This window comes from Intestinimonas sp. HCP28S3_D6, assembly GCF_052065695.1.
In the GTDB taxonomy this organism is placed as follows: domain Bacteria; phylum Bacillota; class Clostridia; order Oscillospirales; family Oscillospiraceae; genus Intestinimonas.
In genome coordinates, this window is record NZ_JBQHTM010000019.1 from 13,667 (window position 1) to 38,675 (window position 25,009).

Genomic DNA, 25,009 nt, shown 5'->3' on the forward strand with positions numbered 1-25,009 from the left:
TCCTTTTAATCGGCTGTGTCCTCGTAGTCGTTGGCATCGGGGGGATAGACCTTCCCACTCTCACCGACCAGCTCCCCCTCGGCGCCGCAGGCAGGGCAGCGACCGAAGGAGGGTTCGGTGATGGTATCGGTGCCGGACTTGAACTTTTTACCGCAGCTGGGGCAGCGGTAGAACATCCAGTAGACGCCCCAGCTCATTTCTTCAGACCCAGGATCTCACGGGCCTCATCGGGAGTGGCCACCTCGTTGCCGTACTCCCGGATGACCCGGGCGGCCCGCTCCACGAACTGCACGTTGCTCTCAGCCAGCTGGCCTTTGGCGTACATGACGTTGTCCTCCATACCCACGCGGATGTGGCCGCCCAGGGCGACAGCGCCGTAGAGCATCTCCATGGCGGAGTGGCCCACGCCGAAGCAGCTCCAGGTGGAGCCGGGGCACAGGGACTCCATGGTCTCCTTCATGAACACCAGGTTCTTCATGGTGCCGGGGATGCCGTTGGCGCAGCCCATGCAGAACTGGAAGTGGAGGGGAGCCTTCAGCACGCCCTTCTTGAGGTAGTAGGCGGCGTTGGCGATCATGCCGGGATCAAAGGCCTCGATTTCGGGCTTCACGCCCCACTCCTGCATGTGCATGCCCAGCTCCTCCAGGAACTTGGGGTGGTTGATGAACAGGCTGGAGTTGAGCCAGTTCATGGAGCCGCAGTCATAGGAGCCCATCTCGGGGCGCAGCTCCTGCAGGTGGGCCTGACGGGTCTCGTCGGTGGCGTTCAGGTCGCCGGAAGTGGTCATGTTCAGGATGATGTCGCAGTCGGGGTGATTCTTCCGCAGCAGCTCCACGGTCTCACGGAACTTGTTCTTGTCCATGGTGCCGTTGCCGGCGTCGTCCCGCATGTGAAGGTGGGCCACGGCGGCGCCGGCCTTCCAGCAGGCGTACACGTCCTCGGCGATCTCGGCAGGGGTCATGGGCACGTTGGGGTTGTTCTCCTTCTTGGGCCACGCACCGGTGGTGGCCACAGTGATGATGGTCTTCTTCATTGCGATGACACCTCATTTTTCTCAGAGCCTTGGCTCTGTTCTTTACGCCAGCATATAAAGCAAGAGCTGTGCCAATTTTGAAGAAAGACAGGTAAAAAGCCGGAAACCGTTGGGGCGCAGCAGGTTCAAGAAAGAGGAAAAATTTTCGCTAAAAAAGAGCAGAAAAAACGTGTGGTGAAAAATTTCACCACACGTTTGGATGAGTAGAGAAAAAGCGTGGAATAATGCGATTTAAAAGTTGGGAACAGGCACAAAAACTAAAAGTTTAATGAAGAGAAATTAGTTTTTGGCATATGGTGATTATTTTCACCGTTTTGGTGAAAATAATCACCATTCCTGGGGCGGACTCTCCTGGGCATACTGCCGGCATTTCTTTACAAGAGTAGAGTGATCGACGCCCAGCACCTTGGCGGCCTTCCGCATGGAGCCGGTGCGCTCCAGGGTGTGGAGGATGATCTCCCGCTCGTAGGCGGCCACCTGCTGCCGGAGGGGGATGTCCTCCTCCAGGCGGCCGGCCGGGGTGCGGCCGCTGGGGTTGAGGGCGTTGAACACGCTGCCGCGGGTGACCAGCCCGCCGGAGCTGGTGACCACGATGCGCTCCACCAGGTTTTCCAGCTCCCGGATGTTGCCCGGCCAGTTATAGGCCAGGATGAGCTCCATGCCCTCGGAGCTGATGTGGGCGTTTTTGCCGTATTTCTTGTTGAAGCCGCGGCAGAACTGCTCGGTGAGGTAGGGGATGTCCTCCCGCCGTTCCCGGAGGGGCTTGAGCTCGATGGGGACCACATTGAGGCGGTAGTAGAGGTCCTCCCGGAACCGGCCCAGGCGGACTTCCTCTCTCAGATCCTTGTTGGTGGAGGCGATGACCCGGATATCCAGGGGGATGGATTTGCTGCCGCCGATGCGCATGAGTTCCCGCTGCTGGAGCACCCGAAGGAGCTTGGTCTGGAGAGGAAGGGGCATATCGCCAATCTCGTCCAGGAGAATGACGCCAGTGTTCGCCAGCTCAAACATGCCAGCCTTGCCGGCCCGCTTGGCGCCGGTGAAGGCCCCCTCCTCATAGCCGAAGAGCTCCGACTCCAGCAACTCGGCGGGGATGGCGGCGCAGTTGACCTTGATGAAGGGTTTGCCCATCCGGTCGCTGCACTGGTAGATCTCGTTGGCCGCCAGCTCCTTTCCGGTGCCTGACTCTCCGGTGATGAGGACGGTGACGTCGGTGGGAGCGATGGTGCGAATGAGCTCCATGACGGAGGCCATTGCCTGGCTGCGGTAGAAGATGGTTTTGTCGCCGGCCTGCTGGCGGCGGAGGTAGGCCAGCTCTTCGTTGGCCTTTTTGCTCTCCTCGGTGAGGGTGAGCAGTTGCTGTTCCAGACGTTTGAGCTCCGGGAAATCGCGGGTGTTGGTCACCACCAGCTTGATGTTTCCGTCCTCGTCAAAGACGGGGGTGCCGGTGACCAGCACCTCCTTGTTGAGTTTGAAGATGGTGGCCACCGAGTTCACACGCATCCGCTTCTCTAGCACCTTAGCGGTAACGGAGCCCTTGTAGAGCTTGCCCTCGGCCTCGATGTCGGAGACCTTGCGGCCCAGGATCTCGGCGGGGAGGATGCCGGTGGTGCGGGTGTAGGCCTGATTGATGAAGAGAACGGTGCCCTCGCCGTCGGTGATGTGGATTCCATCGTAGAGGTTGTCGCACACCTCCCGATAATCCACAAGCCGGGGACAGCGGGCCACGACTTGGCGGAACAGCTGATCGGTCTCATCGGCGGTGACACCGGCAGCCAGGAGAGCATCTATCCCTTCTTTGAGCGTATCCAGAGCAGCTTGGCGGTCGATCATGAGGGATCTCCTTTCCGTGGGCGAAAGATCATGGCATAAGCTCGTGCAGTAGGGCCTTGCAGCCCTCCTCCACATCCCGCCAGGTGGCATCAAAATCTCCGGTGTACCAGGGATCGGCCACCTCGCCGGGACGGTCGGTGTGACTGAGCAGCAAGGAACATTTGCCCGCGGGGTCGCCACTAAATAGCCGGCGCATATTCCGCAGATTGGCCTCGTCCATGCCGATAAAGAGGTCCCAGTCCTCATAGTCCTCCCAGCGGAGCTGCCGGGCGGTCTTACCGGCGCAGGAGATGCCGTGCTCGGCGAGCTTCCGCTGGGCGGGGGGATAGACAGGATTGCCGAGCTCCTCGGCGCTGGTGGCAGCGGAGGCGATGCGGAACTGAGCCCCCAATCCGGCCTTCTGCACCAGATCCTTCATGACAAATTCAGCCATTGGACTTCTGCAGATGTTGCCGTGGCAAACCATCAGCACTTTTATCATAGTCTCTATATTCCTCCATAAGTCTGAAAACCATTGATATTACGATGCTTTTCTAGGTTTTGGTTTTTCTTCAGTTTTTTGCAAGTCTCCATAAATCTATGTAACTACACCACTTGGTGGTGTAGTAAATGGTGTAGTAAACTTAAGATACTATCACCATATTTGCTGCTTATCCAACAGCAAAATCCCTGGCTTTTTTCATCTCAGGGGACTGGCGAAACTGTGAAATTTTCGCCATCTGCTCCGCAGCGTGTGCGTAGCTTGCATGGGTGTAAACATTGAGTGTCACGCCCGCATCGGAGTGACCCATCAGGTACTGGAGATTCTTAATGTCCATGCCTTCGTTTGCATAGTTCGTGCAGAAGGTGTGTCGGAACACATGAGGGGTAATGTGCGGCAGAGGACTATCGGGATGAAGTTTCTTGTACTTCTTCATAGCCCAGCGCATCTCGTTTTCGATGTGAAGTGCGACCTTGGGATTACCGTTCTTGTCCAGCATGATAAATCCGCTGTAACCATCCACCATAGGCTCTGCCTTGACCTTTGGACGACGCTCCAGCATCTTTTTCAGAGAGTCGTATACCACATCGGTCATCGGCAGAAAACGGCAGCCACTGCTTGTCTTGGTTTCCTCAACGTAGTATTTACCACCACGCTCACGAACCAACTGGTGATCCACACGGATTCTGCGATTCTTGAAGTCCAGATCCTTTCGGGTCAGACCGCAAAACTCGCTGACTCTCATGCCGGTTTCCAGAAGCACTACAAACTCATCATAGTATTTGTGGTAAGTATTGTCTCCCTCGATGAAATTCATCCAGATCGCCAACTGTTCTTCGGTAAGTGCAACTCTCGGCACCGTGTCGTTCACCACAACATCTGTCAGCTTGAAGATGAATGGATTCTTCCTGACCGCATCCTCATCGCAAGCCATCTGGAATGCGGGCTTCACCACACCTCGTATACTGGTAATGGTACTGTAACCTCTGCCGTCCTTTTGCAGCTTTGCAAACCACTGTTTTGCATCGGATACCTTGACGGTGCTGATTTTGCGATAGCCAAAATCCTCTTTCTTGACCAGATTCAAAACAAAATTATAACCGACCTGCGTGTTGTAGCGCACGCCTTTCTTCAGGCTAATGTACTTCTCCAACAGTTCAATTACCGTAATCTGTCCTGCTTCATAGTCAATGCCATCATCAATCTGTTTCTGAATTTCCTTTTCCTTCTGGCGAAGTTCCTGCAACGTGGATGCGTAAACCGTCTGTCTCTTGCCACGAAAATCCGTGTACCTGTACTGATAGATCCCATCCTTTCTCTGACTTTCTCCTGTTTTCAGGATACGGCCTTTGTGATCTTTTCTTTTTTCGCTCAATTTCGATCTCCTTTCATTCAAAAGGAGTCTCGATGTGACATCCACATTGTATCACATCGAGGCATCTTTTTCTATGATGAATCTGCAGATATTAGATGGAAAAAACCTGCTCGATGAATTTATCAAATAAGCGTTTTTTAATCAGACGCTTATTTCCAACCCAGAGAACGAAATTGCAGTTCTTGTCATTGGTAATCTCACGCAGTTTACCGGTTCCAATGCCGGAGTACGCTGCCGCTTCTTCTAAAGTTAAATTTGCTTTTTCCCAAATCGGAACTTCTTTCATACATACCTCCATTTCTACCCCAAGTGGCAAAGTGGCAATCTGCGGTATCTATAAAACCTTTGCCACTTCACGGGATTTGCCAACTCACGGTTCATTACTTGAACCAGATCCACCAGTCTTTTCCCTGTCGCTCACTTGCAATTTTATCTCCCATAGAATTTCTCGCCAGACGTACTGTACGCTCAGAAATTCCTCGTTCTGTTGCTTCTTTGTTTATCTCTGCGATCGAGACCTTTCTGCCCTCAGACAAAAACTCCTCTATCAGCTTCACTGCCTGTTCCTGCTTCAGCTCTGTTTTACTACCCTCGCCACCGGCAAGCAAATCTTCTGCGCTGATGTCATAGGCACCAATCCAACGGAACCCCTTTTCGTTACCCAAAGAGAAGGCCAGAGACTGTCCTGGCGGTGCCAGGGAGCTTTTCTCGTGGACAATCACTCGTGTGGTCGGGTCTGACCTCACCTTGCCAATAAACAGCAGACTTCTTACAACGGCTGTGATGTCGATAGAGCCGAGACCACGATAGGTGCTTTGGCTGCCGGATGCCTTGTTCAGATGCCCAATCATTACAATGGCGCAGCTGGTAGACTGTGCCACCTCTGCAAGCCTGCGGAAGATAGGGCGAACCTCATTGGCACGGTTCATATCTACATTGGCTCCAAGGAACGCCTGCAGCGGGTCGATAATAACCAACCTTGCATTGTTTTCTCTGATCGCATTTTCGATACGTTCATCAGCCAAAGTCAGCGGATTATCTGCATCATCAATCACAAGCACTCGTTCCAAATTCGCTTCGGCAGAAAGTAGCCTTGGCTTTACGGTATCTCCCAAACCGTCCTCCGCAGTCTGAAAAATCATATTGAACGGTTCAAAGGGCTCCATCTGCGGCAGAAACTTTCGATTGGTACACGCCGCTGCAAGCTGCATGGCAAAGAATGTTTTGCCCTCACCGGGGTTGCCCTGAATAATCGTCAGTTTGCCGAATGGAATATACGGATACCAGAGCCAGTCTACCTCTGTTTGCTGAACCTCGCTCATGCGAATCATAGGGACGGCTTTCTTTTCTGCTTTCTCACGCAGCGTGACTGTTTTATAAATATATTTGCCGTGAGTAAGCTCATCCTTGTGCATCAAAACTTCGTTCCAGTCTTTATCGCAAGGTATCAGGCGAATAACCGTCATATGTTCGGGAATACTCTCTAATAAGCGGCTTACCGCATCATTACCAGCTTTATCGGAATCGGTGCAGATATAAATGGTTTCTATATCCTTGCGTTCAGAAAGAAAACCATCCATCGCTTTCGCTCCCACACCGCCCAAGGATAGATAATTTCGGGTTTTCCAGTCCTTCGGGTACAGAGCGATAAAGGACATCAAATCAACCGGTGCTTCAAACACAAACAGACTTTTCCCATCGCTGCGGTAAGCAAAATTGTGGAACTTGTCCGAACCAAGCACATCCATACGAAACGAATCATTTGTTCCTTTGCAGTGGGCATAACGGGGAATCCCCGTTTCATCCTTTCCCACAAATACAATGTTGTGTCGCTGTGCATCCTCGTAAATCAGACCTTCTTTATAGAACTCCTGAATCAGTTCGTCCGGAATTTTTCTCTGATAAAGATACGCCATCATTTTTTCAATATATCGGTTTCTCGGCGGGAGTCTGAACTCCGATGATGGTGCGGTAGGTGTGCCATCGCCCGCCGGTGCTTCTCCGATCAGCATCTGTACTGCTTCCGGAAAAGTCCTGCTGAAGAACTCCATCACAAATTCAACCGGATAACCACCTTTGCTCTGACTATGGCGGAACCATTTATTTTCCTTAACGGTCAGGCTGTCATGCCTTTTCCATCGGTACTCGTTTCCGCTTTTTATTACCTGCTCACCTTGTGAACGTAAAAATTGTTCTAAGTTGACCTGATTGGCACGGTCAATCTGTTCTTTCGTATAACCCATGTTCCACCTCCTGCTTACAAAGTAGTTTTTGTTTCTTTGGTTTTATCGGGATGCAGCATTTCTGGATGGGTTTTACGCATCGCTTTATCTACATCACCCTTGATCTGATACAGCAGCGTCATATCTTTTTGAAGCAGTTTATATTCCTGATATTCGACCTCTCGCTGTGCCGACAGTTCAGAAAACTCTCTCTGCCATGCTTTCAGAGGAAAAGGTTCTTTTTCAAAACCTTTCTCTTTCAATTTTCGTTTTACCATATAGAACCGCCGTAGTTCTCCTTCGTGTTCTGCCTTGTATTTTTCCTTGGCTTTGGCAAAACGATATTTTTCTTTCTTCATTTCATCAAAGACCGGCTTCAATTCGGCGTAGGTCTTTGCATCTTCCATCAGCTGCTGAAGCTCCTTCAATCGTGTCTGCTTCTGATTCATGGAAGATTTGCTGGCTTCCACTTTTTCACCAACAGAAGAAAGATACTTTTCAAAATCGCTGAGTGTCAGTACTCCTCGCTGTTTCAGGTAATTGCACTCATCCATGAAACGCTTCAGGTTATTTTTCTTGGCTTTGGTTTTCCCTCTGGCATAGGTCATTGCCGCTTGATTGCGCAGAGTATGGGCATCACTGAGCAACTGTGCCAGATATACCTCCTGCGGTTCTTTCAGAATTTCTTTCGCCTCCTGAATCCACTCTTTTAGCGCCGCAATAGTGGATCGCATACTGCGAATCATACGATTGGTAGCTTTGATCCAACGGTTCAATTCACCCTTTTCAGTACGGATACCTTTCTTCTCCATTTTGCGGATGTGGGGGCCTTCATGGACAGTCGGAATCAAATCCAGTCCCTGATCTACATAAGAGCGATGATCAATGCGGCAGTCCAGACCTTTTTCCACAAATTTGGCATTGACCATATCTGCCCAAGCTTCACGCCATAGATTCAGCGTTTCTGGTCTGCCCCAATTTGTAGTAGGAACGGCATCATACACCCATTTCCCATTTTCATCTTTGATGCGATTGCTATCTTCATCCAAATGATAAACTCGATGCTGCTTGGCTCCCCATGTTCCATCTGCGTTCAGCGGACGAATAGGTACCAAAACGTGAAAGTGAGGATTTTGAATACCACCTTCTTCCCGGTCGGGCTGATGTACCGCAAGATCGCAAATCATGCCATCAGAAACAAAGTATTTCCGGACAAACTCTCTCGCCAGTTCCATATTCTCCTCTAAGGAAAATTCATTTTGCAGAGCCATGTCGAAACTGTAAGCAAGCTGAGCATCAAAACGCTTTTCTACTTGCTCCACCTCATTCCAGAGTGTGTACCTGTCCGAAAATCGTTGGGGAGCGTGTTCCGGTAAAATGATTTCTGCCAGAATGACACCGCCCTTTTTGGTGTAATCGTGAGTTTCACCATCCCAGAGATTATGCAGTTTCTCACCGGCACGATAGGCGGCACTGGCAACAGCAGTTCGTCCTTCACTGCGTTTAATTTGAGTGACGTGGAAGTGATATAACGCCATCAACTATCACCTCCCGCTTCATGGCTCTGCATAGCTGCATCCACCAATTTCTGCACTGCAGGCAACGCAAAAATCCGTTCCATCAGAGAGTAGAACTCTACTCTTGTTAATGAATCTGCTTCTTTGGAAATGCTTTGGATGGCACCGCCCATGTTGCAAAGATGGTGGGTGCGCTGGCGGTCAGCTTTCTTCTCCAGATGCTTCTTGCGATTCTGTAAAAGCTGAATCTTGTTTTCATATTGCTGCACCTTCAATCGTGCAACGTCTAACTGCGCCAGAGTTTTTTCTTTGTTTTCCATTTCTCTTTTGCTCCTTGTCTTTTATTCATCCTTGCCATAGCAAGGTATGTAAAAAGAAATAGGCGGTAGCCGCAAGAGTTACCTCTTGACCGGAATGTAATTCCGCAATATGTGAATGTGTTCAGACACAGGAGCATTTACCTTCGGAGAACGCACATACCGTAATGGAATAACCGGTATAGAAGTGCGCCCTTAGTTCCTAAGGGAATCGGATTTGTTTCACCCCATGAAGAAATTGTAATTCATTTTGCTGTTGACTTTTATTGCCTCCCTGGTAGATTAAGTTCATCTTATCATCCTCTTCGCATATTTGTTATGACCTTGTACGGCGGATTACCCACCGTAATACGCTCTTGACAAAAAGTCCAATCTATGATAGCTGACAATCTTCTTTCAGGACAAAAAGAAAAGCACCCAACCGTTGAAGTCGGATGCTTCCTATCAATCATATTGAATTTTATTGTTTTTCTGAAAACGCAAAGTTTTTGTAGACGCACAACAGAAGTTGAACAGATAATGCCCACTTAGGAGGTATGATTGCTGATCCTCTTATTCCTTATACAGCAATGTCATAGTGACTCTAAAAGGCCTGGATTCTACTTTCATAGTAAAATCCAGGTCCTCTTTTACAGAGATATTTCCAAAAATCCGTTTCTATGCGCAAACAACAATTCTGCTTTGTCTTTTTCACATTATGGATGTCAAATTTCAATAATGCCAATCTTCTTTAAATAGTTGTAAGTTTGATCATAGTATTCAGGATTTCTGGTAACATCTTCAGGATTTCCCTTTGGCACATAAATTATATAACCTTGCCGTGCACGAGTAAGCAAAACTCGATAAGAATTTTTCTGATAATTCTGAGCAATTGGATTATTAACCTTTGACCAAGAAGATCCAGCAAAGTTATTGTATGTGAATTTACCATCCAAGTACCTGTAGTCCGCCTCCCATACAACAACTGCGTAGTCAATTTCCAACCCCTGAATCTTAAATTCCGATGCCGCAACTTCCATAAAGTATGAAGAGTTCACATCATCTTTTCCATTCAAAAACCATTTTTCAATCTCAATATCTTTGGGAACTGTGACACCATCTGCACGTAGCCGCTTAGCACCTGAACTCGCAATAATTCCATATCGCTCTGTGCCATGACTTATATTTCGCACCCATTCTTTAGCCGTCTGAAGATTTCTTGTTAAAAGAATTGGATACCGCATTTTGTTGGTAGCTGAGTCAGCTTGGATGATTTTCGGATAAAGTTCCTTTGCAGTTGCTTCATCTCCATCGATTATCGCCTTTGCAAAAGCAGAAACAAGCTCACTTCTAAAGCTTCTCATAGAAACCGACAGATGAAGTTCACGGCACTTATGAACTTCTGCATTGGAAAGGAGTTCATCAATCGAACTATTTCTAACATATTCATAGCCTGCCATACGGTCTGAGCAAAACACCTTCCAGGAAGGAAAATGCTCATTTATTGCATTAAACCATTCTGCAATTCCTGCTTCCCCATCATGTATTTCCTGCCCTCCGCCAACTAAACATACAATAACCGCCCAATCTTTGTGCCTGTTCATATACTCAATAAGGCATTCGGGCTCGGACATATTAAAGTGGGACTGTCCCTTTTTTGTCCGCATGAACTTACTTAACTGCTCCTTTTTCCAAGCCCGCTGAGCTTCATCAAAAATCGCAATCTTGTCAATAGGTGCTGGATGTCCCTCCAACAGTGAATCATCCCTAAACCAATGTATCATCTGAATAAAACTCTTTGTTTCAGAAAAGATGCCGCTTTTTGTAATATTATACTCACAGTTGGTACAGTTTCTGTTCAAATCTCTGGCCTTACAGTCTGTACAATACATTTTTTTCTTTTCTACTTGATCTCGAGTCAATGCCTCTCTCAAGACAGTAACCAAAGGTTCATTTCCCGAAAGAAACACGGCATGTTCTTCGTCTCCTTCTTGAAAATGATGTCGCCTATTCGCTATGTTCAGTCCTACCAAAGTTTTTCCGGCACCCGGTACTCCTGTAACGAAACAAATCGATTTCCAATGATTTTTCTTGCTGTCTTCAACGATTTTATCAATCCGCGCAGTTGTAACTGCAATATCATTCTCATCGCTTTCTTTATAGGAAATTTCTCGTACATCATGCCCAGAGTATAAGGCTTGTGCTGCCTCAATAATAGTTGGGGTTGGTTTATACACGGAATTGAACCATTGCACCGGATCGACAGCAGTTCCATTATCATAGCTATGAACTATATTGAGAATTTCTCCTACAAGTGTACTTTCACAGCAAAGAATAGGTGATGAAATTCTATTATCTATACTGATTGCATTGGTATTCGCAGATGCCTCTGTACATACTAAAAACGGAAATAAATGTGCTGTGTGACTGGCTTCATGAAAGTTATGCAAATCCAAAGCGTAATCTACAACTTGATCAACGGCACTTTTAGGGTATGCAGTCTCAAACACTTTAAATTCCAACAAAATAACACAGCTTCGAATGATTAAAACTGCATCAATACGTTTTCCCATTCGAGGAATAGAATATTCAAGCGCAATATGTCCTTCTTTAAGCTGGAGCATGACATCTTTTAAAATTCGAACTTCTTCGTTCCATGCCTGCTCTTGCTGTACTGTTAGATCAAACTGGAGAGAGTTATGTACCAGTTCATGGTAGATTTCAGCTTCACTCGCTAATAGAAATTTTTCACAGCTTCCATGATAGTACGCTCTTGGGATTGTGTCGCTATTTTTTCTATCCGAGTTCCACATCGCTACTCTCCTTTGATTTCTTTAATTAGCCTCTCCAGTCGGTCTTCACACACATTCTTTTTTAATTCGCATTCCCAAATAATCAGTACCTTCCAGCCCATGTCTATAAGCTTCTTGTGGTTCTGCTTATCCCGTTCAACGTTCCGATTTATTTTGGGCATCCAATATTCAGTATTAGAAGAGGGCCAAACAAACCTCCCACAGTCATGTTTATGCCAAAAACAGCCATTTACAAAAATCACGGTATGATATTTAGGCAAAACAATATCAGGGCATCCCGGCAAGATTCGAACATTTTTTCTATATCGAAAGCCTTTAGAAAACAGATACTTCCTAACAATCTCTTCTGGCTTTGAATTCGCGCTTCGAATATGTGACATATTTTTGCTGCGAACTTCTTTTGAGTGATTATCAGCCATTTTCTTGTTCTGCCTCACGAAGTTTTTTACCTAAAGTTGCCGCAAGCTGCTTAGCAATCGCTTTTGCCATAATTGGAGGTACGGCATTTCCTACCTGCTGGTATTGTTTATCTTTAGATCCGCAAAATACAAAGCTGTCAGGGAATGTCTGCAACCGGGCTGCTTCTCGGATACTGATTGCCCGATCCTGGGTAGGATGAATCCACATAGACTTTCGAACATTAAGTACTGTTCCGCTTGGTTCATTATAGTTCAACCGCAAATAAATCGTATTTTGAGTCCTTTTCACATCGGTATAGGTATTGGTTTTGAGTGATTCTTCTAAACTATGGAAATTTTCTCCTTGATGCAGCGCTTTGAATCTTGCCATTGCTACATCAGTCGTTTTAGTAATGATGTGGTTCTTCAGAATATCCGAATCTCTCAGTTGCTGTGCTACTGAACTCAACTGCTCCTTATGTTCCAGCGGAATTCCTTCCTCATCGTCTGCCAAATCATATACCGGCGGAACATCTTCCAAATCATAAATTGCATCGTGAACAGTTTTATAATGACCATCTTTAATCTTTCTGGAAGGCAGAAATACCACAGCGGAAATACTTTTCTTAATCCCCATAACAACAAAGCGCTCTCTTTTCTGGGGCGCTCCAAAATCTGCGGCACACAAAACACCGCTATTGATCGCATATCCATCTTCTCCAGATGTAAGAATACCTTTTAGATAATCAAAAACCGCAAATGATCGAATATTTGCCAGGAGACCGTCTTTTTCTGTACATTCATATGAATCCACATGGATATGGTTATCAAAGATTTCCCTTGCTTTACTTAGCATGCGTTGAATCATAATCGCAGGCTCAATTAAGGTATGAATTCTATCCGCTTCAAGAATGCCATCAAAATAATCCATAATCGCCTGAAATGCTTCTCTGGATTTCTGCACAATGTAATTGTCTGCATCGTCTTGAATATAGGCTTGAGCGATTTCGGTAAGCTTGCGCCGGTGTTTTTCCAAAGATTTTTTCATCTTATCAGCGTTTTTTTCACCTTTGTAGATGATATTCAGTTCCCGATAGTGATTTTCAGGCCAAAGTCTCTGCTGGAGCAATTCCAAGTTTTGAACTATCTCCAATGCGCCATCAAACACAAATTCTGAGCTCAGCAAATGTAGCGGCGTGTTTTTATTCGGGATCTGATACTCTTCCACAATATCCAGATCTGTTTCCTCCATATAAAACCGATGAACGTCAGATCGAAGCATACTAACATTTTCCATGACAAACGCCTTTGGCCGCAGCTCTCTAATAGCTCGAATATACTGCTTTACCAGCATATTATTCTGGCTGATTGCATGGTTTTTCTGCCGATTTGCATTTGAAAACCCTTGGCAGGGAGGACCTCCAATGACAACGTCAATGGCCCCGTGTCTCCTCTGTATATCCGCATAATCTGCGCCGCATACATCTCCTTGCAGCTCGACATTCGGATGGTTGCGATGATAAGTTGCCTGCATGTGCGGCTCCCGCTCGAAAGCAACCTTTATCTCATATTTTCCTGTCTGCACGAAACCCAAGCTCAATCCGCCGGCCCCTGCAAACAGATCCACTACTGAATATGGCATTTTTCTCAATTCTCCCGCTTTTTCATTTTTGCTTCATAACGGCTCTGAAGCAGTTCCCAGCAATCTTCCTTTTTGCACCACTGTCCAATATTTACGCCAGGAACTGTAGGATTCTGAAAATGCTCCCATACAAAATAGGCCAATTCTTCTATGACCCTTGCCGTCTCCGCATTGATTGTCTGGTTATTCCAGATTTCCTGCGGGTTGATTAAACCTGAATGATATTTTCCAATTAGTGCCACGGTATAATAGTCTTGCTGAGCTTTAAAACCGCCAAATTTTAAATTCTTGATGATTTCATCACAGCTATTGAACAATATCACCTTAGAAATCATGTCAATGTAGCTCTGTTCAGATGGTTCAGGGAATTCACCCTTGGAGACCATATCCGAGAAATAGACAAAGCTGGTTTCCAGACCTTTGCTGACAATATATGGATAGCCCTGATAAGCCATCACACATTTGGCTGCTACAGTTTTAGAAATGCAACGATTCTTCGGACAACGGCTCTTGAATTCCTTTTTAGCCGCTGCGGTTGGCTGCCGACTCAATTCAACTAAATACTGTCCTCTGGCTCTCTCATAGAACCAATAGTCTGTCGATTTTCCCCTTGCCACAGGGATCGGTGTTGCCCTGGATAGACGTTCCATCTTTACATGGTATGCATCATTGGCATTGAAGTCAGACATATTGATTTTATTTTGGCTATTTGCGTACTTAGAAATGTTATGAATAATATCTTCGGCCTGGTCTTTTTTCTTGATAACAGACAGCTTAATCTGCACATTTACCTGATCCAGAGGAAGTTTTGACTTATAGGCATTGTAAATCGATGCTGTAGTTTGACCGCCATTAACAATCTGCCAGCCGGTGATTTCTGTAATAGTTACAACATCTCCGCTACTATTACTTTCATCAATGTCAATACCATCCGCAACAGTTGAAATACCGTTGTTGTAGGCCATAAACATCTGAGGTTCGCTGGCTAACGATGCCTTAATTCCTTTGTTGACCTTACCTGTTGCCTGCAGAAAAGAACGGACATTCTTTTGTATTAGATCTTGACCCTCGGCTTCATAAATCCGTGCTAACAGCTCGCCGGAAATGACACCAATATAGCAGTCATAGATTTCATTATCGCCTCTGACTTTAATTAGAGGCAAAGATACACCATACTTTTTCTTCAGTTTTACAACAAGCTGGCGCTCCACTGCCGCACCGCCAAGAACACTTTGATACAGTCGTTCAATATCCCAAACATCGAAGCGAATAGTTACCTTTCCATGACGAGTGTCTTCCGGAATATATTGAATCGTTTCATCATTGGTCAGCAAAATGATATTAACTGTTTCAATATCCTCTTTATGACCTTTGATAAACTCATACGCTTGATAGCCATCACTGGATTCTTCTAAGGCCTCAAACGAGTCAGTGCCGCAAGTTTTATAGAATTTCAGGGCTTTTTTCAAAAGCCTGTCAATTTCAGTTTTTTTCACCTTTTCCGGCTGCGGCTTAGCCTGATACTTGCTCACAAGCAGGGTAAGCGAATGGAAATACTCACTGAACGCATAGCCGTCCAGTTTCATATTCTCCCCATCCTTTTTGAAGTCCACCAGCGTACAGTCCGAAACAAGAGTTTCTCCCGCTTCCGTTAGGTAGGACAGAAACAAGGCTTTGAAAGCCGTATTTGTAGAAATAGGGCCGTTCTCTTTCACATACCCAAGAACTTCATCTCGAAATTCTACGTAAAATTCGAGAATTTTCTCGTTTACCACAATTAGGCCCCTCCTTTTAAAACTTCAAATACAGATTTTATATCTTGGGCATACGGCATACAAAGCATGATGCTGACTCGGTATGTAAGATCCGAAACGCCCAGCGGTACTGCTTCTTTCGTGATTTTCGGAAAATCGCCATTTACTGCAAAGCAATAAAGATCCCGCTGATAGTATCCAATGGTATAACTATCTGCAGCTTCATCAAAATAGCCGTACTTCTTTAGTTTTTCATCAAACTTTTGCAGGCTCGATACATCTTTACTCAACCTGCTGCGAATGGCTGCAATTCGTTCCGGCAGTTTTTCACCCCCGCTGTGACTTATGCGAAGCGCATAGAAACGCAGGAATAATTTTCCCGGAATATCACTATTATCCAGCTGGTATTCACTGCTGATACTGGCAAAATAGGGAGCCTGCGCAGAGGTGGTCTTCACTTCAACTGCATGAGGGCCAAAGTAGAAATCATGGGTTTCATCTTCACTGCCAGCCCAATGTGAAACTGCTCCCACCCCTTGTGAATCCAAGCACTCACCCAAAAACAGCAACTCTCCATAAAGTCCCTGCTGACGCTCTTCAGACATCAGCAGCTCTTTATCAGCAGCAAAAAACTCCTTCCACTTTGTTAGAACTGTGATGATGACAGATAAGGACTCCTCGGTGTTTTCTGCTGCTTCCAACTGGCCTCTCAGGTCTTCAACAACAATTTCAAAAATGTCACTGGCGCTATTTGGCAGCTGAGAAAGACCAACAAAAGGCGTATCAATTCCATATGCTGGCAGTGTAGCTGTTTCAATTTCAACGCCTTTCCAGTGCGGAAATCTGCTCTTAGGAGCTTCTGAAGTCACAGATAAAAACGCTGAGCGCATTCTTGTGGCAATGTTGACTGCAAAGGCAATCATAATGCCATTGTCAAACTTCACCAGCCGCATCGCAAAGGGGGAAGTCTGACCTGTCCCTGAAAATATGTCGGACAATATTTCGTTGTAAATATCAGCCGTAAAACTCATTGCTGTCTTTCTCCAATGCAATATCATTCATCCGATAGGATTTGAGGTCACCCTTTCCCTTTCGATCAGGGAATACCGCAGCAAATCCAAAGGGAGGCTTGTGGTCCCCACGTTCATCAGTCAGCCTTCCTGCTTGCCCAATAGGGTACAGAATCAAAAATCCATTTGTGAATGGTCTTGTTTCTCTGCGAATAATTTCATTAATTTTTGTCTTAGAAGAATCATTTTTATATTTTTCTTTCAGCTCCAGAACCCGCTTATATGTATCGTTATCATAATCCATATACTCATGATCTGCAGATGTCATAGTATGGATAGAGGCGGTTGTTGCGGAGAAATCTACACCTGTACCCTCTCTTCTGAGAATACCTCCTCCTACTCCCTGCAAATCAGCAATATCGAATTTTTCTCCATTATCCATATTTATCAGACAAACGGTCCACGATTTAACTCCACCAATTCCATCCGCATTCATGGTACGGATATAATCTGCCATATATTTGCTGTTTGCTCTGGTCGCAGTTTTAGATGTTTCATAACTTGCAAAAAAGTTGGCAATATCATGGGCAGATACATTTTGATAGAAGAAATGCTCACCGGGAGCTTTTCTCCCAAGTATCTGCTGATATTGCTCCGCTGTTATACGGCAGCCCTTAATCGCATACAGAAGGTCTTCGACAGCTTCAAAGTTTCTGTCATACTGCTCACTATCAATGTCAAAAACACGAGTTTGACTCAGCTTGCCGCTGAAATCCCGCTTAAACTCCTGACCCGTTCTCATCTTATTCCGACTGGTAATTTCCAACGTCGGATGAGATGCTACCCGCAGGCCAAAGTCCTTTGGAGTCTGAACTACGCTGTTCATAAAGTCAAATTGCGCAGCAAGATCTTCGGTAGCCATAGAAATGTGGGAAAAGCTTGCATGGAGAGCGGGCGTAGTAAACAACCTGCAGGCATCCAGGTATCCCGGACGGAAGCCGAACCATCGTCCCATCTGCATAAGGGTATCATATGTATTAGAGCTACGGGTAAAATAGCTCACTGTCAGTCCTTCCAGTGTCAATCCTCTGGAGAGTTTGTCGCCGCCAATGACAATGACATTGAATGGTTTTCCTTCATGGTTTTTGTAAAGAAGAACATCATCGCTCTTACCATTGACACTATATACACTGATTTCCTTGTCAGCGATCAGGCGTTTAGCTTCAGACCAGATGCAGTCCCAGCTAACATTATCACACCCAGACATATATTTGCTGAACTGCGCCCTCATTTTGCTGGTTGTAGGAACATAGTCTTCTTCCCAAATCGACTTAAGCTCACTTTCAATGATGGGATCACCATAGCGAATATGGTTCTCAATCTCTTCTTTAAAATATTTCAGAACCTTTTGTTTAACCTTATTTTGCTGGCCAACGAAGCGGACAATATGGATTAGCATCGTATTTGGTTTGTTCCTTTGTCCTCTGCAGTTCCTAAGCGCGGTAGACAAAAGGAAGTATTTCACAGCCAGTTTAAGCTCCTTGGGAAGTTCTCCGACTGGATCGGTAGATTTTGTACCTCTGCCAAGATACGTTGCCCCGTCCACAATTTTCCGGTAAAGCGGCATCGCAGGAATATCTTCGTTACTCCCTAATCCAAAGAATTCCCTTGCGCCAATATACTGATCTGCTCTTGGAGACCTGTATATAAAATCTCTGGGGAAAAGATCTGTTCCGTATTTTTCATCGTCGATGTGGGGAGGAATAAAAATATTCGCAAAAGGTGTAGCAGTATAGCCGATATAGGAACGGCATTCAAATACACCAAGCAGCTCTCGAATCAATCCATTGATAGTTGTAGGATTATAATCATCCAAAACATTTCCTTGATCGTCATAGCTTTCTTTCGTGTTGATAGAAGCCTGATCCGCCTCATCATCAATAATGAGTGCAGGATATTTTGCTGGGATTTTCTTCTTTCCGCCTATAATTTCTGCACAATGATTTTTACGAAAGAATCGCAGGATTTTGCGCAGAACCGAGGCATTCTTTTTTGTAACAATCATAAACGGCGGCATCATAGATACGCCTTCCGTCTTTTTATTGACATCACCTTTTTCGTCTCGTGTCGTAATCGACTGGACAACAGTTTCGACCTGGTTGTGAGGACCTACTCCAACACCGATCACATTGCGCTCTCGGGTCATATCTCCGATACTTTCCAGACTTGTTTCGTATCCCAGAACTTCTTCATCGATACGGGACTGAGTCTGGCTGCGAAGGCTGTTATGGATGCCAGACAGCACAATCACAATACGATATCCTGCATCGTAGGCCTTATTGATCATCCCGATGTAATGTGCTGTTTTACCAGATTGAACATATCCGAACACCATGCCCATTCGTTCACCAGCTACACCCTTACGAGGATTGGTCAAAGCATTCATAATCTCATCCGTAGATGAATTAATATCTTCTATTGCTGTAATGCTCCAAGAGGGCTTCCTCAGCAGATAGTCATAGTAACGGCTCCAATATTCCGGTTTGAATTTCGGATCTTGTTTAAGCTCATCCCACCAAGTCTTATCTTCCAGATTTGGGTCACACACGCCAATAGAAGGCTCTGTGTAAGCGGTCACTTCACTGAACAGGAATTTTTTAAAACATTCCATATCAGAAATCATATTTAAACCACCAAATTTTGCTGCTGTTTTCTCGACTGCTGCCGCAATAGTTATATGTTCTTCTTTTACAAGCTTCTCGCAAAACCCATATCCGCTCTTATACAAACCGACTTCAATATCACTCAATTCTTTCGGCGTATTAATCATCGTGCTTCCTCCACCAGTCTGATAATCTCCTCTCGGAGATGTCTATAATTAGCCATGTCCAACAGCGTAGACTGCGTTTCTTCTTTGGTAAATCCCTGCGACAAGAAGACCATAATCATATCTTTCAATTCTTTGATTTGTACCTGATATTCCAAAGAAGTCTTATCCGGCTCTCCACCAACTTTTCCTTTCTGCAGAGAATCTGTTACCCCGGACTGCATAAACGGTGCGAAATTCTCAACCAGAGCAAGATATGCTGATAAAGTTGATTTACCCTGGTCGTTCAACTGCTTCTTGATATTATTCAGCAGAGAATGTTTTCTGTTAATATGAAACGAATATCGACCATTCTTTTTTCGCTGCTCCCATACATAATCCAGGTTGGGAGTACTGACATTAGATTTCGAGTAACTGCCACGTGAATTGTATACACGAGCTGAAGTTTCAGTACAAAGATCAATCTCTCTTTCAACTGATTCCCTGACATAACTGGGCAGAGAAGCTGTTGACTTCTTAATATCAATTTTCCAGTCCTCATCACTGGCTGATGTAATATCAATCTTAATGCGGGCCAAATTGTATGCGGGTTCTTTCTTTATGTAGTCAAACCATGTTCCAAAGATAATCAGGCGTCTGTTTCTGTAAACATAAATACCCTGGTGATAATTCCATCCTTTGGGACCGCCTGCAGCCTGATAATCATCATCGGTTGCAAATTTCGTTTTATGTGGCAGAACGTAAGGCTGAATAGTCACCTCTGCACAGCCATCATCTGAGAAAATTGATTCTTCCGGCAGTTCCTGAGTTGCACTATTTTCTAAAATAAATGGATTCCACGCTTTAATTGGAGTGCCATTTAGTTCCAGAATGAGATTATCTTCTTCAATAAATCGATGGAATGTAAGTGCCAAATGTTTTTCCGTTTTGCTTGCAACCCTATAAAATTTATTCTGGGCTTTTTTTTCGTCGTCGATATCAATCACTCGATCAAGGTTTTCAATAATAACAATCGTACCCTGATCACCCATCTGAGATGAAAATTCAGAAATCTCGCTCTCGTCTCGAATAATCAAGTTCCAGCCAATCTCCGGAATCTGATCCAGATCCCAAGATGCATTGCTTACGGCAAGATCCGACTTTGTTACAACTGTTAGCTTTTTCCCCAGAGAAAATGCTGCTGTTTTCAGGCCCATGCCAAACCGTCCCAAATCATCTTCATCTCGGATTCTGCTGGGATCAGAAGAACCGATACGCATATTCTCAACCAGTTCCTTTTCACTCATACCGAAGCCATCATCAGAAATCACGATTCGTTTCTTTTCCCAGTCAAATCGAATTTTAATTTCATGGGCCTGGGCTGAAATGCAGTTATCTATAATATCCGCAATTGCAGTTTCCTCGTTATATCCAACAGAACGCAGAGAAGACAACAACAACCTTGCTTCTGGAATAGATTGAATTATTGTTCCCATATTCTTCCTCCTCGGTCTATTGGACCATTTATCACTTTTTATATACTTTTTGGATTTTACTCTGGCATGTGCTTTCCATAACATCGCCGTACTTTTGCTGCGCATCCTATTGGCAGTTATCCTCTCCATGCAACCACTTTTCAATCTGATACACTCAGGTATGCTCTGTTAATGAGACGTCTAAAATAAAGTAATTTAACTCTATTTTTAATTTTCCGTCATTTCAACCATCAATCTGGCTCCAAGTATTTCGTGCTACAGTCCAATGTTCATTAAAAGTATTCTTGTCAATTGCCGCTGCGATTGGTTTGGTCAAGAAACCTTTGATTGTCCGCAGTACGGTACTGTAATCATCCGTTTTTGTATCAATCTTGCGGCAAAATGCTTTCCATTTTTTCTGCATGGCATCATCGTCATCGAAAGTCATAACCTGCTCAAATTGCTCGACAGTAAAAGTGTGACCACGATTTTCAAAAGTTTTTCTCAAGGCCTCGGTCAAGACAGAACCCTCAAAGTCAAATTTATTTGCAAGATAGTAGATGTCGTAATAGTCCTTCATGCGGCTGGAGAATTCCATCAGGCTAAGAATTGCATCGATTTTTTCAGCGATAGTCGTTTCCAGAGAGTATGTATTAACCGTAGGTGCTGCAAAATCATCCAACTGGGTAGGGATTCTGCGCTTTTCCTGATTCGGTACAATGACATCTCCTACGCCAAAATCAATACTGAACGGCGTTTTTGTGTTCTTGATTCTCACTACCAGAGAAGCGCCAATACCTGCGTATTTCCTTGCAACTGCGATAGGTGCAATGTTCGTAATTTCAAACGTCACAAAATCATTACCGGTAGGTGTTGCAATGATTTCTTCCAGCACTTTCTTCAGTTGCTCCGGGGTATTGGGAATCTTTCTGAGCAAGAAGTCCACATCCACAGTTACTCGGCTATCAAAGTCGGTAACAGAGTAAATGAACAGCCCGCCTTTCAGAACGAGGTTTTCGGCATACTTAGATTTTTCCAACCGACGCAGAAATTCTTCCTGGCAAAATAGTTGAAGGCAAAGCTGATAGCTTCTTCCGCTTTCCTTACTTTTGTTTTTTAACCGTGCAAGCACGGACGCAGCAATATCAGCCATTCAGCAGCACCTCCATTAATTCGGTAACTTTTTTATACACTCGCAGTTTCTTTGCATATATGGAAAGGTTTTGTAGATTCTTCTGTGTGTCATTCGCATAGGCATTCAGTGCCTTGTTAAAGATTTCGTTGTCCAGTCTTGCACGGTATTTGAAACAATCGCAAATTGTCCGCTCTCGATCATATACAGGAAGAATGACCCCCTCAAAGTCATCAGTTACTTTTCCAAGCTCATATATCTCGGGTTGAACAAAATAAGGTTGCAGAGCCAGTGCATCTACATCCAGCTTTGTTCGGGACATGGATCTCGGTACAGCAATAGACCATTTACGAGGAGCAAAGTCACTATATCCGTAATGAAATAGCGCAGATTCTACGCAGACAATTCCCTTCGGAATCAGCGTTGCAAGGAGCTGTTCTTCAGAAGATGTATCTGCCTCTGCAAGCTGATAATAACCATGCCGGATGCGGTCAAGGTATCCCGCATTGCACAGATTGACAACATCGACAGCACGCATTCCTGCCGCAACGAAATCCGCTGATTTTGCAACACCGCCCTTTTCAATAAGGACTTGTTTTGTAACTGTTTTAATATCCACGTATTCACCAACTCTCATTCTTAAAAACCACGCACACTCAATCCGCTTCTGTGTATGTATTTTATTATAGCATTTAACTTCAAATAATCAATATTTTTACGCACATTTTTATATTTTCTGTGTGCGAATTTTTCTTATAATTAGCTTTCGCTTGATAACACATAATGATGTGATTACATCTGGTTAATAAAAAACTGGGTACTGTCTCTTTACGAAGCAGCACCCAGCTTTCTGCTATATTCTAATTATCTCTCATGACTTCCACCATCATCCTTGCACCCAGCTTAAAGCTGTTTTGAAACAGCAGGCAATCTGTTATGGTCTGATATTCTCGCACACAGTCTGTGTATTTGGAGAATAACTCTTTCTGCTCGTCAGTCATGGTGGCTTTGAGCTTTTCTTCGTTCCTACAGATCGGCTCCAGTAGCTTCTTGTACTCCTTACTGGAAGAAGTATCGTATTCCATCGGCTCAATATTGCCATACCAAAATTCTTCCAGCAAGCTCATACCACAACCTCCCCGTAAATCAATTCCCGGAGGATGATTTCCTCTGCCCGGTTATGGATGCTGTTCATAGCTCGTACCCATGCCAACTGATCGGATGCTTTTAATTCCTCAGTTACAGACTCGGCTTCCTGCATCTGCCTGATAATCAGCTGCAATCTGTTCTGCGCCTGCTCATTCAGATCGGCGAGATAAGTCCAAAGCTGACCTTCCAGAATGAGATGGTTAAACCGCATAGGGTGATTCTCTTTGAGATAATCACGGTGCATCCGACCGTATTTTCCAATGGTTCGTTCTTCGTTGGAGAGTTTCAGATTCGGAATATAGTAATCTCCTGCCAGCACATAATTCATACCATTGATATTCGTTTTGTTTTCCATAAACTTGACCTCGATTTCATGATTTTTGTCACATCGAGACTCACTGGTGTAGTAGTGGTGTAGCAGCACCACCTTCAAGTCGGAAAAACCTTGATATTACTGGAGTTTTTAGAGATTTATACAGATATTGCCGTGACATACAAACAGTATTTTGATCATGGAGATTCCTTCCCAAGCCTGGGCGGGCTTTTCAGTGATTTCTATGATATTTTACCATACCACAGGGGTGAAATCCACTCTAGATAGGTGAAAAAGAGAGGATGGCGGCATGTTATGCCGCCATCCTCAAAGTGTCTAAGACAGTATAAAGTAAAGGTCATCTCCAGAGAAGGTGACTCGAATCCCCTTGCGCCGATAGTAGTCACAGATGACGCGGAGGGCACCCTCTTTTTGCTCCGGGGTGCAGCAGCACGCTCCCGGGGGTTCCAGGCAGGCGGTGGTGTGGTCTTTGTAGGTCACATGGTAGCGGATACCTTCCTCCCGCAGTTGGTTGTTGAGGAGGATAAGGTCCTGATAATCAATGTCCACTGCAGTCACATCCTCTCATTCCACGGGGACACACGCCGGGTTGACATGGATCATGATGTGCTTGACATCCGGGAAGTTGTGCTCCACGTCGGTATGGACCTGTTCCGCGATTTCATGGGCCTCACGCAGGGATTTGTCCCCATCCACCTGGATCTCCAGGTCGACATAGACCTTGTTGCCGAACATTCTGGAGCGGAGCAGGTCCACGCAGACCACGCCCTTTTCGTCGGCCACGTAATCCCGCAGGGTCTGCTCGTAGTCGGCACCGCAGGAGGTGTCCAGCAGCTTGGCGACAGCGTCCTTCAGAATGTCGTAGGAGACCTTGAGGATAAAGAGGCAGATGACCACGCTGGCCACCGAGTCCAGCACCGGGAAGCCCAGCATAGCGCCGGCGATGCCGATGAGGGAGCCGATGGAGGACAGGGCGTCGGAGCGGTGGTGCCAGGCGTCGGCCAGGAAGGCGCTGGAGTTGATAAGCTTGGCGTAGTAGCGGGTATACCAGTACATGGCCTCCTTGCCCACGATGGAGATCACCGCAGCCACCAGGGCGATAGCACTGGGGATGGCGATGGTCTCATAGCGGCCGGAGAGAATGGTCTCCAGGCCCACTTTGCCGATGCCCAGACCGGTGATCATCAGAACGGCGCCCAGCAGCAGGGAGGCGATGCACTCCAGGCGCTCGTGGCCGTAGGGGTGGGCGGAGTCCGACGCCTTTTTGGAGATCTTGACTCCGATCCAGGCGATGAGGGTGGTGAGTACGTCGGAGAAGGAATGAATGGCGTCTGAAATCATAGCGCTGGAATTGCCTGTGATGCCTGCGAAGAACTTGAAGCCGGACAAAATAGTATTTCCGGCAATGCTGACAAAGGAAAGCTTACGAATGACGGCTTCTTCGTTGAGTCCCGTCTGCTGGGCAGCGGATGAACGCTGCGGCTGTTTTTTTGCGGTCATAAGAATACCCCCTGTTGACACCATGGAATGGATGTGTTGACCTCTTGTAAGCACTCCACCGAGATGGCTCGTTCCGGGATGGGTATAAAAAAACACACCTGTGGAACATACAACTGTCCCACAGATGCGTCAAACCATCTGCTGCCGCAATGGCGGCCCGGCCCCATGCCCATTCGGGCATCGCCTGCTCAGTTTGTACTGTTGATCTCGCATCCCTCACGGGATGTAATGCAGTGCAA

22 protein-coding genes and 1 riboswitch are annotated in these 25,009 nt (G+C 45.8%); all 22 genes read right to left on the reverse strand.

What is annotated here, in order from left to right:
* Window positions 1-5 precede the first annotated feature (5 nt).
* Entirely contained in the window at window positions 6-197 is a 192-nt protein-coding gene (locus ACTNBK_RS08005) for a hypothetical protein (protein WP_441145161.1), read from the reverse strand.
* Window positions 194-1,033: a 3-keto-5-aminohexanoate cleavage protein gene (locus tag ACTNBK_RS08010; protein ID WP_441145163.1), complete on the reverse strand. Its 840-nt coding sequence runs from the start codon at window positions 1,031-1,033 to the stop codon at window positions 194-196. The genes ACTNBK_RS08005 and ACTNBK_RS08010 overlap by 4 nt, the downstream gene beginning before the upstream one ends.
* Window positions 1,034-1,360: 327 nt before the next feature.
* On the reverse strand, window positions 1,361-2,866 hold the full coding sequence (locus tag ACTNBK_RS08015) for a sigma-54 interaction domain-containing protein (protein WP_441145165.1): 1,506 nt from the start codon (window positions 2,864-2,866) through the stop codon (window positions 1,361-1,363).
* Between the two features lie 28 nt (window positions 2,867-2,894).
* Window positions 2,895-3,347, reverse strand: coding sequence for a low molecular weight protein-tyrosine-phosphatase (locus tag ACTNBK_RS08020; RefSeq protein ID WP_441145167.1), 453 nt, complete (start codon window positions 3,345-3,347; stop codon window positions 2,895-2,897).
* A 169-nt stretch (window positions 3,348-3,516) separates the two neighbouring features.
* Window positions 3,517-4,722, reverse strand: coding sequence for a tyrosine-type recombinase/integrase (locus ACTNBK_RS08025; RefSeq protein WP_441145169.1), 1,206 nt, complete (start codon window positions 4,720-4,722; stop codon window positions 3,517-3,519).
* A gap of 91 nt (window positions 4,723-4,813) precedes the next feature.
* Window positions 4,814-5,008, reverse strand: a complete 195-nt coding sequence (locus tag ACTNBK_RS08030; protein WP_178855309.1) for an excisionase — start codon at window positions 5,006-5,008, stop codon at window positions 4,814-4,816.
* Window positions 5,009-5,102: 94 nt separating this feature from the next.
* Window positions 5,103-6,965 (reverse strand): AAA family ATPase, encoded by a 1,863-nt coding sequence (locus tag ACTNBK_RS08035; RefSeq protein WP_441145171.1) that lies wholly within the window; start codon window positions 6,963-6,965, stop codon window positions 5,103-5,105.
* 14 nt (window positions 6,966-6,979) lie between these two features.
* Complete coding sequence (gene mobQ, locus ACTNBK_RS08040) at window positions 6,980-8,482, reverse strand: MobQ family relaxase (RefSeq protein WP_441145173.1); 1,503 nt, start codon at window positions 8,480-8,482, stop codon at window positions 6,980-6,982.
* A complete protein-coding gene (locus ACTNBK_RS08045) occupies window positions 8,482-8,781 on the reverse strand; it encodes a DUF3847 domain-containing protein (RefSeq protein WP_441145175.1) in 300 nt (99 codons plus the stop codon). Before ACTNBK_RS08045 ends, mobQ begins: the two co-directional genes overlap by 1 nt.
* Window positions 8,782-9,482: 701 nt before the next feature.
* Window positions 9,483-11,570: a DNA/RNA helicase domain-containing protein gene (locus tag ACTNBK_RS08050; protein WP_441145177.1), complete on the reverse strand. Its 2,088-nt coding sequence runs from the start codon at window positions 11,568-11,570 to the stop codon at window positions 9,483-9,485.
* Window positions 11,571-11,572: 2 nt separating this feature from the next.
* Entirely contained in the window at window positions 11,573-11,989 is a 417-nt protein-coding gene (locus tag ACTNBK_RS08055; RefSeq protein ID WP_441145179.1) for a very short patch repair endonuclease, read from the reverse strand.
* Window positions 11,982-13,610 carry a DNA cytosine methyltransferase gene (locus ACTNBK_RS08060; RefSeq protein ID WP_441145180.1) on the reverse strand — a complete coding sequence of 543 codons (1,629 nt, stop codon included), beginning with the start codon at window positions 13,608-13,610 and terminating at the stop codon, window positions 11,982-11,984. Before ACTNBK_RS08060 ends, ACTNBK_RS08055 begins: the two co-directional genes overlap by 8 nt.
* Window positions 13,611-13,615: 5 nt before the next feature.
* Window positions 13,616-15,385, reverse strand: coding sequence for an AIPR family protein (locus tag ACTNBK_RS08065; RefSeq protein WP_441145182.1), 1,770 nt, complete (start codon window positions 15,383-15,385; stop codon window positions 13,616-13,618).
* Window positions 15,386-15,387: 2 nt separating this feature from the next.
* Window positions 15,388-16,395 (reverse strand): PD-(D/E)XK motif protein, encoded by a 1,008-nt coding sequence (locus ACTNBK_RS08070; protein ID WP_441145184.1) that lies wholly within the window; start codon window positions 16,393-16,395, stop codon window positions 15,388-15,390.
* Complete coding sequence (locus ACTNBK_RS08075; protein ID WP_441145186.1) at window positions 16,379-19,204, reverse strand: Z1 domain-containing protein; 2,826 nt, start codon at window positions 19,202-19,204, stop codon at window positions 16,379-16,381. Before ACTNBK_RS08075 ends, ACTNBK_RS08070 begins: the two co-directional genes overlap by 17 nt.
* Window positions 19,201-20,676 (reverse strand): ATP-binding protein, encoded by a 1,476-nt coding sequence (locus ACTNBK_RS08080; RefSeq protein WP_441145188.1) that lies wholly within the window; start codon window positions 20,674-20,676, stop codon window positions 19,201-19,203. Before ACTNBK_RS08080 ends, ACTNBK_RS08075 begins: the two co-directional genes overlap by 4 nt.
* 223 nt (window positions 20,677-20,899) lie before the next feature.
* Window positions 20,900-21,808 carry a nucleotidyl transferase AbiEii/AbiGii toxin family protein gene (locus ACTNBK_RS08085; RefSeq protein WP_441145190.1) on the reverse strand — a complete coding sequence of 303 codons (909 nt, stop codon included), beginning with the start codon at window positions 21,806-21,808 and terminating at the stop codon, window positions 20,900-20,902.
* Complete coding sequence (locus ACTNBK_RS08090) at window positions 21,801-22,424, reverse strand: type IV toxin-antitoxin system AbiEi family antitoxin domain-containing protein (RefSeq protein ID WP_441145192.1); 624 nt, start codon at window positions 22,422-22,424, stop codon at window positions 21,801-21,803. Before ACTNBK_RS08090 ends, ACTNBK_RS08085 begins: the two co-directional genes overlap by 8 nt.
* 223 nt (window positions 22,425-22,647) lie before the next feature.
* Entirely contained in the window at window positions 22,648-22,914 is a 267-nt protein-coding gene (locus ACTNBK_RS08095) for a DUF6809 family protein (RefSeq protein ID WP_441145194.1), read from the reverse strand.
* On the reverse strand, window positions 22,911-23,291 hold the full coding sequence (locus ACTNBK_RS08100) for a TnpV protein (protein WP_441145196.1): 381 nt from the start codon (window positions 23,289-23,291) through the stop codon (window positions 22,911-22,913). The genes ACTNBK_RS08095 and ACTNBK_RS08100 overlap by 4 nt, the downstream gene beginning before the upstream one ends.
* A 294-nt stretch (window positions 23,292-23,585) precedes the next feature.
* Window positions 23,586-23,819: an RDAC family protein gene (locus ACTNBK_RS08105; RefSeq protein ID WP_441145197.1), complete on the reverse strand. Its 234-nt coding sequence runs from the start codon at window positions 23,817-23,819 to the stop codon at window positions 23,586-23,588.
* Between the two features lie 15 nt (window positions 23,820-23,834).
* A complete protein-coding gene (locus tag ACTNBK_RS08110) occupies window positions 23,835-24,770 on the reverse strand; it encodes a cation diffusion facilitator family transporter (protein WP_441145199.1) in 936 nt (311 codons plus the stop codon).
* Between the two features lie 111 nt (window positions 24,771-24,881).
* A riboswitch (NiCo riboswitch) is annotated at window positions 24,882-24,972 on the reverse strand.
* Window positions 24,973-25,009 lie beyond the last annotated feature (37 nt).